This window comes from Photobacterium rosenbergii (genome assembly GCF_003026455.1).
In the GTDB taxonomy this organism is placed as follows: Bacteria; Pseudomonadota; Gammaproteobacteria; order Enterobacterales; family Vibrionaceae; genus Photobacterium; species Photobacterium rosenbergii.
The window spans coordinates 100,370-112,963 of record NZ_PYMB01000002.1 but is presented as its reverse complement, the minus strand read 5'-3'; the positions used below and the strand labels follow the sequence as shown (position 1 = coordinate 112,963).

Genomic DNA, 12,594 nt, shown 5'->3' with positions numbered 1-12,594 from the left:
TTCATCAAAGCACGGGCAACTGAATAGCAATACGGGTTCCGGTTTGCGACCCAGAGGTATGGCTTTCCACCTGGATCTCGCCACCAAGCGCCTCTACTCGTTCACGCATTCCCTGAAGACCAAAACCTTTTGAAGACATCTGCATCACCTGATCAACACTGAAACCACGCCCATTGTCCTGAACGGTTAAAGACACCGTATCGGTGCCAAGCACAAAGGTCAGCTCAAGCTGGCTGGCACGCGCATACTTGACCACATTGTTCATCGCTTCCTGGCAAAGGCGATACAAAGTCACGCTCAGGGTATCACTCAGCATTTCCGGCTGCTGCCCATGGCAATGCCACGTGATCGTCGCATCGATACCCTGTGCCTCACATTCCAAGTCTCTAATCAATTGCTCAAGCGAGTCAGCGAGCCCCATATCATCGAGGGATTTGGGCCGCAGCTGGCTTAGCAAACCTTTGGTGGTGTCATAGATATTCAACGACAGGTTTTCAATCATCCCAGCGCAATTTGCACCCACTGGGGTTGTTTCGACCCTTTGGATAATGGATGCCTGAGTACGGATTGCGGTAATGTTCTGGCCGATTTCATCATGCAGTTCGCGGGCGACTTCCCGACGTACTGACTCTTCGGCCTTGACCAACTGACGGGAAAGGCTGTGGTTGCGGTTGAGCTGCAACCGTAACTGCTGGTTGAGTTCACGCTGGCGCTGGATCCCCATCCCCAGCAAAATACCGGTCAAGCTCTGTGCTGACAGCGACAGCAATAAGTCTGTCACTTCCAGATTACTACCTGTGCTGCGGGCAGCGATGAGTGCCACACTGTTGAGCAATGTGCCTAGCAAGGCCCCCTGCCAGCCATAACGGAATGCCAATAAAATGATCGGAATAGCCAAACAGAAAGGGGCAAAACGGCGCATTTCATCCGGCAGGCCAAGTTGTAGCACGATGCTGGCGACAAACAACCCAGCATATAAAAAGATGTGCCGGACCCTTAAAGCAACCGGGCGGGATACCAAATCCACGGTCAGGGGGATCCAAGCTTGTTGGAACAGGTAGCTCCAGATCAAGTAACAACTGGGGACCAGCATCAAACCACCGGTCACACTCACCAGCAATACCATCCAGCTATGTTCACTAAACCAACCGGAAATCGCGACATTGAGTACCGCCGCTAAACCTATCACAGCTCCCATCACACACAGGCGACGGAGTTGAGAGCCGTAATACTGACCATGGGCGAACCACAGCAGTGGTACACTCGCGACACTGGCACACAATGCGGCCCCCCATAACGGGTTTCCTACCTGCGGTGCCAATGCCAGCATCAGCCCCCATTCGGCACCATACACTGCACCCCAATATTTTTTCGGGCAATGCAAAGCAATCCCCATTCGCAAGGCGAAAGGGAACAGGAATACGGCCAACTCGGGGTCGAGGGTAAAATAGGAAGCGATGGCCCAAAGGCAAAACCATGCACAGGTGATAAGCAGCCACCCGCCCAAAGTAGTCAGGGCGAAGTTGCGCACTACAACACCTCAGTATCGAAATGCTTGGCAAGCTCAACGTTATTCTTGGCACCCAGCTTGTCCATCGCATTAGCGCGGTGGACGTGAATAGTCTTGTGGCTGAGGCCAAGCTCAGTGGCGACCGCTTTGACATCCAAGCCGGTAGCCAGCAGCTCACCGACCTGACGTTCACGCTTAGTCAATTGAGAAACTGATGGGGCCGTTTTCGAGGTTGTCGCCAACTTGATGGCAATATCCGGCGTCAGATAGCAGCCACCAGCCGCAGCAGTCCTCACTGCCTGTACGAGTTCGTCGGGGCTACAGCGTTTACTCAGATACCCCCTCGCGCCAACTTCTAACGCTTTTTCGACCACTGATGGGCTATCATGGACGCTGAGCATGATACAGGCTATCCCTTCTGGCAAATCCGCCAATAATGACAACCCACTTTCATCTGGCATTGAGATATCAAGAATACAGACATTAGCCTGGCAACCCGGTAGGCCTTGGCGGGCATCTTTGGCCGAGCCGAATTCACCCACCACATTGATGTCTTCTTCCAACATCAATAGCTGCGCAAACCCAGACCGCACAATGATATGGTCATCAACCAAAGCAACGTTGATCATTTTTTGTCCCCCAAGGCGAAAAAGAGGCATAAACTACCTGTTCAGCCCAGTCGAGACAAGGCTGAAATGTAATTAATCAAAAATAGTAAGGATGCAACTGATTACTTATATCCTACAGATATAAAAAAACTGCCCGTGGGCAGTTTTCATTAAAAGCATCTCGTGAAACCGAATTAAGCCGTTTCTAGCTCAAGCTGCTTCTGCATTCGCTTCTCGCGGCGGATTTTCTTCTCTTCCGCAATGGCAACGAAGACTAGTAACACAATACATACCGCTGCAGAGGTATCTAGCGCAGCAAAGGTGCCTTTCCAGCCAGTCAGGCCAAAGATTGGCGTACCATCGGCAATCATACCTAGACCCAATTTCGCGAAGCTATCACCAATCAGGTAAGCAAAGGTACCTTTGATACCATCGGCAACACTGATGGCTTTCTTCGGTACGAAGCCAACTGCCGCCACACCGATAAGAAGTTGGGGACCGAATACCAGGAAGCCCAACACGAACAGTGAACCCAGATACATGTACTCATTGGTAGCATGCTGGTAGAACTCAAGGCTGAAGATGATCAGTACCAAAGACACACAAGCAACCAATGCACGGCGACCGTTTGCCAAGTCTGATAGGTAACCCCACATCAGCGTACCCACTAGCGCACCCACTTCGAACAGGGTGAAACCAGAGATCGCAGTTTCTTTCGACAGACCAAGCTCTTGGTAAGCATATACCGTTGACCACTGGTCGATACCGATACGGACGATGTACAAGAAGATATTGGCAAAACACAGTAGCCAAATGATCTTATTCTTCAGTACATATTCCATGAAGATTTCACGCTTGGTCATCTGGTTTTCTTCAGCGCTGATATCTTCTTCGCTGATCTCTTCACCAAATAGCTCTTCAGCTTTACCCAGGCCATAAGCTTCCGGCGAATCACTACCGAAGCGCAAACCCAAGAAGCCTACTACCAATGCGATGATTGACGGGAAGATGAACATACCGATCACGTGGCCGTCGAACAGGTAGTTGGCACCAAACAGGGCAACACCGGCCGCACCGGCACCACCAACGTTGTGGGACATGTTCCACAAGCCTAGGTAAGTACCACGCTTGTTACGCGGGGTCCACTTGGTGATGGTCGAATAACTTGATGGGCCACCGGTACTCTGGAAAAAGCCGCTCATGGCATAGAAAGCCACCATCATGAACAGGCTGGTACTTGAGCCACCCATACTGGCGCTGAAGCCCAACATCGCAATACCGGAAAGAATCAACATGAAAGGAAGAAACTGTTTGGTATTCTTTCCATCGGCATAATATGAAACAACGGTTTTACCAATACCGTAGGTAATGGAGAAACCCAGACCGATCAGACCCAGATCTGTCATCGACAAACCATAGGTAGAGATCATGTCGTTCTGAGCAACATTGAAGTTTTTACGGATCAGATACATGGCCATATAGCCAATAAATACAACCAAGTAAGATTGCATAAATGGCTTGAACCACATTTTACGGCGCTCTTCTACAGGCAGATCCAAGGTTGGCTTTCTGACCTGGTCAAGAAGTTTAAGCATGTGTCACCCTCAATACTTTTTCGACGTTATATGCAGGCAAAGCTGCAAGGTCTGTTCTTCTTTCTGCCGAATAGGGCCTGTTGAAACTTCAATAACGACTTAGCCATAAAGCTTCAACAGCCCCTACTCGCCAGATAAGCAACAGTGCAAGAAGACCATTGCCAGGCATTTTAGGGAGACAAAGAAAAAGTGGCTTGAGAAACGGACTTAGGAAAGTTAGGAATATTTCCTAATTCCAGCCAAAGTGAGGAAGAAACGTGAAAGTAGTCACAAAAATTCCAAGGAAAAAAAGAACTCTTGTGGGACAGAAAGCAAACAGCCCAGAATAACCTGGGCTGGGAATACAGTACCTTAAGCCAGCACCTTGAAGAAGTAACTGAGAAAGCTTAGTAAAGCGACATCTCGTCAGCAACGAACGGGTTGGATACACGCTCGCTGCCAAAGGTCGAAATCGGACCATGGCCAGGGATAAAGGTCACTTCATTGCCAAGTGGCCACAGCTTGCCTTTGATGGAATCAATCAAAGTCTGGTAATCCCCTTTCGGGAAATCAGTACGGCCGATACCGCCTTTGAACAGTACATCACCAACAAACGCTACGTTAGCGTCTTTGCTAAATAGCACCACATGGCCCGGTGTATGGCCAGGGGTATGCAAGACAGACAGCGTCTGGTTGCCCACGGTTACCGTATCACCTTCTTCCAGCCACTGGTCTGGATCGAATGCTTCAGTCATCGGGAAGCCGAACATCTCACTCTGGCGAGGCAGGCCTTGAAGCCAGAAGGCATCTTCCTTGTGCGGTCCAACCACTGGAATACCCAACTCTTTTGCCAACGGTTCAGTACCACCGACATGGTCTAAATGGCCATGGGTCAAGATCAGCTTGGTCACTGTCAGTCCCAATTGCTGCGCTTTTTCTTTCAGAAGGTGAATATCACCTCCCGGATCAACCATTGCGGCTTCCTTGGTTTCATCACACCAGATGATTGAGCAGTTTTGCTGAAACGGAGTGACCGGCACAATTTCAAATTGAAGACTCATTGATAATTCCTAGCGATTTCAGTTCTTGCCGCAGGATAGCAAAAACAGCAGGGCAACAACAGTGGGAAGACGAAGGGAGCAAAAGGCTAAGGGCAGAGACAGCAAAGCCGACAACTACCAAGAGAGGGAGGAAGTGTCGGCTTTGTAATTATTCGGTTTGTATAAGCGCTCGCTACAGAGCGATTAGCCGTTCCAGCGACGCACAGGGCCCGTATCAATATGCACGAATCCGCTACGCGGGTAATATCCTACACCACCTAGGCGAAGTTCAAGTGCGGCATTGCGAATTCGTGACAGAGAGACACCTTCTAGGTTGAAGTCAATCGCCTGACCTTTCATATGATAGCTCTTTGTCGCGACTCCGCCATTCTTCTGTAGCGCTTTGTTGGTCGCTGGCGAACGGTAGCCTGAGATAATACGTACTTGGCCTTTATGGCCTAGTCCTGCTTGGATCTCGGTGATCGCATCGAACAAACGGCGATCCATATGGGCAACTTCATTGCGTCTGAAATCACGGCAGATATGGTTAATTTTCTGCAGTTCTTCTTTCACATACAGCTTGCCATTGAAATACTCGCTTTCAAGGTTTTCACTAGTATGGATATTGTGCAACGAGATCTGGCGAGCACTCCCTGCTTTATACGGACTTGCTACTACCCAACTCGGCAGTAAGCATGCCCCAAGCGCAACCCCACCAGCAGCCAGAAGCTGGCGACGCTTGTAATCAATTTCAGACATAACTCAACAACAACTAACTTCAGGCCTACTCCAGGCACAGTAACGCAACCCCAACCGGGCTCCCTTAATGGAGGAGCAAGATAACGTTCAGATATTGTTCAGTCAAACGTTGAAATGACAAAAAACTGGCGACCTTTTAACCAAAGGTCGCCTAATTATTGACGTGAAAGCATTTTATTCAGTGTAAAGAGATGTAAATAATTCTTGGTTTTGCGACATGGCGACAAACTTGTCATAGTCGTAAACATCATTGCGGTAGTTTACCAAGCCCTCGTTATCGACCCATGCGGTCTGGTAAATCACCTGGACCTTGACCTTATTTGACAAGCCGACTGTCTTGGTTTTCGTACGTGCCTTAAGTTGGTTGACCCGCTGCTCAGAGACCCCCGAATGGTTGAGGAGTATCATCGCCAGGTTATCAGCCTGCTCAACCCTGACGCAGCCCGAGCTAAATGCCCGGCTCTCTTTGGCAAACAAGCTCTTGGCTGGAGTGTCATGTAGGTAGATTGCTTGGTCGTTAGGCATATTGAATTTATACAGGCCCAAGGCATTTTTCCGACCGGGTTTCTGCCGCAAGCGATAAGGGAATTGCTTAGCATTGACAATACGCCAGTCGATAGTGTGAATGGGGATCTGCTCCGAACTTTGCCAACTTCTAATCACCGCAAAACCATTGCGATGCAGGTATCCCCTATCCCTCCGCGCTTTGGGCAGAATATCCTTGCGCATGATCGACATCGGCACATTCCAATATGGATTGAACACTACAGACGAGACATTGGTAGTCATCAAAGGGGTCCGGCGACTTGGCCGACCGACAATGACTTTACTGTCGAGCACATGGCGATCATTGAGCCATAGGCTGAGTTCGTAATTTGGAATATTGACTACCAACAGTGATGAGGCGTCAGATGGCCATAGCCGGGTTCGCTGCGCATTGAGGGCCAGGACCCGAATACGTGACTGGGGAGAGATCGCCAGCCATTGCCGGGTTTGTGGGCCGATCACCCCATCTTCCTTCAAGCCATGACGGCGCTGGAAGCTTTTCACCGCGTTAGCGAGGTCGATATTGTAGGTACGCACTCCCGCTGCACGGATCTGATCTGCTTCGAAATCCCGCAGATCACCAAGTTGCTCCAGAATGGAGATCAAAGCATCTGGGTCTCTCAGCCTGGTACCAAGCCGGATGATCCCAGGTTGGTAGAAACCCGGCCAACTATCACTGGCTGCGGGCTCGAGTGCATCAATCGCCAACAACAGCCGAGTATAGTTTTCATCATCGGGTTTGAGGCTGTTGACGTAGAAGCGCAAACGCTCAGTGTCTATCGCGTTATACAGCCTTGAAAGGGTCGCCTCGGAGGGCATTGGCAACTGAGGATCAACCCCGGCACCAAACAACCAGCCTTTACCGTAGGTTGGGATCCCTTCGACATAACTCATGTAGGCAAACAAGGTATCAGTCGCCAGCAAATCATATTGGCGCCAGTCGTTTGCTTGTTTGTAATGCTTGAGAAGAGAATAGCGGCGGTTAAAATCACTACTGACATTCGACAGCACCACCATGCGTAACTGCTGCTCGAAATCACTGGCAGTGAAGGTATCCTGCCACAGCGGAACAAAGCCAATACTCTGGTATAGATCCGCCAACTCATCCACATAGCGAATGGCCGCTATGTCATTGGCGACTTCATGAACCCATTGACGGGCTTTCTTTTGCTGCAGGATATCATCCGAAAACTGTTGCTCCAGTTGATCGCGTGCAGATAAAGGCTGTACCGGCCAGGTTTCTTCTTCGGCATGGTTCACCTGAGAGAAGACACACATCAGGACAAGCCCCAGACGACTGAGCTTTAACATTACCAACTGACTCCTCATTGCCGTTATCATAATTATGGCAAGTTTGATGTATAACGGACTAAATTTAGCCGCCATTGCCAGTTGGTAATGTTTCAAATCCTGACACCTGTCAGGATTTTTGACATATTTTGTTATTGTTGGGACAACAATCTACCAGCACCATTTTGGTGCTTGAACGCTTCCTCAAAAATTTTACAGAATATTCCAATGGTTATCCCACATCACCGGGCTTTGAACCGACGCAACCTGCCTTGGTGGACTAATTGATAGGACTTTTCCGGCTCCCGAGCCTACCAACCACTTTCCATCCTTGACACCGACTCCCGAGGCATCCACCAAAGGCCTTAGTTCGACCAGCTCACGGCTAGCTTCCTGCCATATCCCGTAACAATTGCCCCGGGGCGATGTCGCCAGCAGGTAACCATCCAAGCTAGCAATACTAGCAATGTAATGGTTGAACCTAAGCCACTGCTCTTCTTCAGCCAGTAACGGTTTGAGAACCTCACCCTCTCCACGTCGGTGCAACGCCACCAAAGGCGCAGCATCTTCCGGCAATCCCCGATACTGTTGTCCGCAGGCTATCTCCCCGGTATCCGTCACACTGAGGTGGCGGATACTGAGTTGCTTGTCAGCCAATACGGCTTTATCGACGATTTCTCCCGTTACCCGGTCAAGATAGACCAATGCAGGTTGCATCGAATCTAGGTTCAACGGTGTTCGTCCTCGAGTGTGCACGCCTCCGACACCCACCGCTAGCGTTTGGTCATCCGCCAGAACAACTTCATGGGGCCCGATCCCGAACCCGCTGAACTCTGCGACTTTCTGCAGCTTGCTACTTCCTGCATTCCCTAGCTCGTAGACACCGATGATCCCCTCACTGGTTTGGCGAACACCTTCTGTGGTGTACAGCAGTTTGCCATCGGTTGAAAACACCCCATGGCCATAAAAATACCGGTTGGAAGGTGCCGTGTAGATAGGCCAAGCCTGACCGGTTAGATAGTCAAAGACTTGTAAATAGCTACCCGGCCGGCGGCTAAACGCTGCAGCCAAGTTGCCGTTTGGCTGCAACGCTACCCCATGGCCACGGCCTGGCAGGGGCAATTGATAAAGCGGTAGCCCATTGTTATCTGCCACCACAACACCGAAACGGCCATCTGACTGACGGCTACAGCCGATAATCGTTGCCTGCGATGAACCCACCTTATTGTCCAAAGCACCTGGTTGAACATGGCTACAGCCGGTGAGGGCACCTGTTGTCAATGAACCACCAGCCATAACGGCAGCCAGAGGGCGCAGCGCAACGCTGCCCAAAGCGCCCAGCAACAGCCGACGCCGAGTTTGATCAGTCACCATCGGTTGCATTGAACCCCACAACAATCCCTAGCTCCGGCGCGACTTCATCCTGCAGCGTCCACTTTATATATTCCAACCCATTAAAAATCGATATCAATTGGCGATATCCCTCCCGACTTTTCAGCATGGCTGTCATCGACGGCTCTGTTGGCCAACTTGTCACTAGGTTGGCAAACTGCTCGGTCAGGCGATCGGCTGTCGCGGCATACCCTTTATCGCGAAGCAACTGATCCAGCCCATGCCCTTCAGCCAAATACAGCCCCTGCATGGCCACTACGCTAGCCTTGAGGTTGACCATCGAGGTGCCAGAGCGCCAGGACTCAGCCTGATACGGCTTAGGGTGACCCGGTTTACCCATTGGTCGCTGCATTTTTTTAATGCTGTAATCCAGCTGGTTATTCAGCGCTCCGAGGTACTCACCAAGTGCTAGCTCAGGCGTCATCGCTTGCCATGGGTTATTTTGCCAAGCACCCACCAAGGCCTTACCACTCTGGTTGATATAGCCTGTTACGGCCATCGCCAACTGGCACCCCTCAGGCGAGCTTAGTGCCTGTGGTTGTTCATACAAGAACCATTCGGCAGCTCCGAGCCCCTGTACCGCAACACTCTGGCTCGCAAGATCCTCGGCGCTCCATGCTGTATCCTGTTTCAATAACTGGCTCAACTTACGCCCAGTAGTATTTTTCTTGTCCGGCCAAAACTGAATTTGCCAGCTAAGTGCCAGCGCATCCTCGCTGCCCTTTTCGCGCCCTTGGAACGACATCCAGCTTTGCATGGTCTTTGTCCACGCCTGTTGAGCCGTTTCTAGTTTTTTGTCATCCCCTTGCACACAGAGTGTGGCCATTGCGTTATTCAATTCACTCGATGCCGAATAAAACTGGTTTGCAGCGCTCAGGTGTTGCTGATGAATGACCTTACTCGTCTCAACGGCATCGCTATTGCAGCCAGCCAAAACAACTGCCGACAACATCGACACGACAATCACACGTTCTTTCATTGATACCTTGCTCCTATCAAGCTTATTTCGATCGACTTAGCTCTCAGAGCGAATGGAGAAAGGCGACCAGTGCCTCTCGGTCTGTTTTTGCAAGGGCGACAACCTTATCGCGGCTCATTTGCGCTTCGCCGCCATGCCATAGGATCGCTTCCATCACATTGCGTGCCCGGCCGTCATGAAGCAGGTTGGTATGGCCGTTAACTTCCTCGGTATACCCCAGCCCCCATAGCGGAGCAGTTCGCCACTCCCGACCATTGGCAAGATATTCACCACGGTGATCCGCCAACCCCTCACCCAGGTCATGAAGTAAAAGATCGGTATAAGGGTTGATCAACTGCTCAGACAAAGCGGGAGTTTCAGTGCTTTTGGCTGTTTTTATTTGGGTAACATGGCAGCTTTGGCAACCCACTTCGGCAAACAATGCCTCACCTTTAACAACTTGCGGATCGTTAACATTGCGCCGCGCGGGAACAGCCAGGTGGCGCGAATAAAACTCAACAAAAGTCAGTACATTACGACTCACCTCGGGCTCACCACCATTAGGCAGTTGCTCACAGACCAACTGCATGTCAGAACAGTTCTCGACCGGGAACAACTCACTGGTCAGCCCAAGATCGCCATTAAAAGCTGCGGCATTTTGCTGCATCAAACTAGGCTGTCCGGCTTTCCAGCCAAAGCGCCCAACGGCAAATTCCTGCGCTTCCACATCCCACACCCGGTTTAACTTGCCAGAGATCCCTTGCTCCCCGGCCTGCTGCTCCTTGGCAATCTGTTCCAATGTTTGTTCCGGGATCAACTCCAGCAACCCCAAGCCAATCATGGGTGGCGCTACACGTGCAGACATCATGACCTCTGGGTGCATCGGGCCATAGTTCAAGTCAGAGATGGTCAATTGCGGCTTGCGCAGCGTGATCACTTCGCCATCCCCCATGGTTACCGGTACATCTTGGTATGTCAGATGAATTTGGCCTTCTGGCTTAGCGCCAGAGAGTGAGAAGTCTTGTAATTGTCCGCCATAAATGGGATCGGGGATCACCCCGTTTTTGATGATGGCTTGCTTCTGCTCTGCGGTTTGCGCCGGGATACTTAAACGGACCAGCATAGATACGGCGTTGCTGTCCCCTTGCTGTGGCGGGTGGCCTCGGCCATCTTTGATATGGCAGTTCTGGCAACCATTGGTATTAAATAGAGGGCCCAGTCCATCACGGGCATCTGTGGTAGCCGGTGCCTGAACCCATGGATTGCGAAAGAAGCTGTTACCAACGCTAAAATCAAGACGCTTGCTCAACGGCAGGTTAGCTGCCGGCAAGGAAAAGGCATTGGCACCATTTTTTCTGACGGTCGTCTCGCCACCCGACTTCATAGCCTGGATATCTTCTGCCGAAAATGGACTGTCTTTGGCTTGGGCTGAAGAGACAGAAATCAATGTTAATAGCAGCAATCCGGCTGCTTTAGACGTGAAAGGCAACTTCATTATTCATCGCTCGAGCTGTAATTATTATGATCACGAAAGGGCTCGACCGAGCCCTTAGTCATAGGAAGGGATTGGCCAGAATTAAAACTGGTGATCAGCCGTATCTGGGCTCAGGTTGCTGATGCCAATGATGGAAGCAGCTTGCTCAATGCTGGCTGTCTGCTGGACCAATGCCATGATCGACTTATTCACCAAAGCATTACCTTCTTTGTTACCAGCGGCAATCAATTGGTCAAAAGCTTGATCTTGCTTTTCAGCAGACTCAACCAAGGTGTAAACCTGACTGCGAGCACGGTCGAAATCCGCTTGGATTACTTTAGCCGCTTCCTTGTCTTTATCCGCAACGAGGTCATGAATGCTTGGGCCAGAGACCAAAGTACCATTCACTCGCATGTAGGTGCCGGTGTAGACGTTGTATATACCCTGCTCGTTGTAATAATGAGAGTTATGGGTGTTGTCAGAGAAACAATCATGCTCGTCTTCCGTCGAGTTCGCTTCCAGTGCTACTTTCATCCGCTCACCGGCCAGTTCACCCAAAGACAGTGACCCCATTCCAAATAGCATTTTGCGTAGGCCGTTATCCGCTGAACCAGCTAATAGTTCAGCTCGGTAGTTATCTTTAACTTCCGGAGACCACTGCTGGGTCATCCAGTTCAAATCATTCTGTAGCAATACAGATGCCGCTTTCAGATAGTCACGGCGGCGCTCACAGTTGCCATTGGTACAGTCTTCACCGTAGGCGAAATCTGTATACTGTCGCTGACCAGCCCCAGCATCCGTACCGTTCAGGTCTTGCCCCCACAGCAAAAATTCAATCGCATGGTAACCTGTGGCTACATTTGCTTCAGATCCGCCGATTTCATTCAAGTCAGCCAATAGCTCCGGTGTGATTTTGGACGTATCAACCTGCTGGTTACCTACCTGTACTGACTTGTTGGCAACAATATTCGCCTTGGCACCTTCATTGCCCAGTTCATACTGGTAGTCATCAGCAACATAGTCGATCAAGCCTTCATCCAGCGGCCATGCATTAAGTTGACCCTCCCAGTCATCAACTACCGCATTACCAAAGCGGAAAACTTCTGATTGCTGGTAAGGAACGCGGGACGCCTTCCACGCAGCACGGGCTTTGTCGAGAGTCTCTTGTGATGGAGATGCGATAAAGGCATCAATAGCCTTATCCAGGCCTTGCGCCGTGGTCAGCGAGTCACTGAATACACTGTGGGCAAGATCGGCATAGTGGGAGACTACCTGCTCTTTAGAAACAGTAGCAGCGCTGGCCATCGCCGGCGCTACCAAAAATGCAGCCATAATCAAATTACGAGGGAATTGAGTCTTCATTATTATTTCATCCATGTGAAAGTTGTTTTATAACCACTAACGATAACGAAAGTGAGAATTATTTTTATTTCAATAATGATA

The 12,594-nt window shown here is 50.5% G+C and carries 10 protein-coding genes; all 10 read right to left on the bottom strand.

From position 1 onward, the window contains the following. Positions 1-4: 4 nt before the first annotated feature. Complete coding sequence (gene uhpB, locus C9J01_RS07490) at positions 5-1,531, bottom strand: signal transduction histidine-protein kinase/phosphatase UhpB (RefSeq protein WP_107297531.1); 1,527 nt, start codon at positions 1,529-1,531, stop codon at positions 5-7. Further along, positions 1,531-2,139: a response regulator transcription factor UhpA gene (uhpA, locus tag C9J01_RS07485; protein ID WP_107297530.1), complete on the bottom strand. Its 609-nt coding sequence runs from the start codon at positions 2,137-2,139 to the stop codon at positions 1,531-1,533. Before uhpA ends, uhpB begins: the two co-directional genes overlap by 1 nt. Before the next feature lie 173 nt (positions 2,140-2,312). After that, positions 2,313-3,713: a hexose-6-phosphate:phosphate antiporter gene (uhpT, locus tag C9J01_RS07480; protein WP_107297529.1), complete on the bottom strand. Its 1,401-nt coding sequence runs from the start codon at positions 3,711-3,713 to the stop codon at positions 2,313-2,315. A gap of 386 nt (positions 3,714-4,099) precedes the next feature. Next, positions 4,100-4,753, bottom strand: a complete 654-nt coding sequence (locus C9J01_RS07475) for an MBL fold metallo-hydrolase (protein ID WP_107297528.1) — start codon at positions 4,751-4,753, stop codon at positions 4,100-4,102. A 183-nt stretch (positions 4,754-4,936) separates the two neighbouring features. Beyond that, positions 4,937-5,491, bottom strand: coding sequence for a peptidoglycan L,D-endopeptidase MepK (mepK, locus tag C9J01_RS07470; protein ID WP_107297527.1), 555 nt, complete (start codon positions 5,489-5,491; stop codon positions 4,937-4,939). A gap of 174 nt (positions 5,492-5,665) precedes the next feature. After that, complete coding sequence (locus C9J01_RS07465; RefSeq protein ID WP_107297526.1) at positions 5,666-7,348, bottom strand: L,D-transpeptidase family protein; 1,683 nt, start codon at positions 7,346-7,348, stop codon at positions 5,666-5,668. 192 nt (positions 7,349-7,540) lie between these two features. Then, positions 7,541-8,710: a DUF1513 domain-containing protein gene (locus C9J01_RS07460; RefSeq protein ID WP_170114888.1), complete on the bottom strand. Its 1,170-nt coding sequence runs from the start codon at positions 8,708-8,710 to the stop codon at positions 7,541-7,543. Next, entirely contained in the window at positions 8,691-9,698 is a 1,008-nt protein-coding gene (locus C9J01_RS07455) for an imelysin family protein (protein WP_107297525.1), read from the bottom strand. Before C9J01_RS07455 ends, C9J01_RS07460 begins: the two co-directional genes overlap by 20 nt. Positions 9,699-9,741: 43 nt before the next feature. Then, entirely contained in the window at positions 9,742-11,172 is a 1,431-nt protein-coding gene (locus tag C9J01_RS07450; RefSeq protein WP_237156901.1) for a di-heme oxidoreductase family protein, read from the bottom strand. Between the two features lie 81 nt (positions 11,173-11,253). After that, entirely contained in the window at positions 11,254-12,483 is a 1,230-nt protein-coding gene (locus tag C9J01_RS07445) for an imelysin family protein (protein ID WP_419686621.1), read from the bottom strand. Positions 12,484-12,594 lie beyond the last annotated feature (111 nt).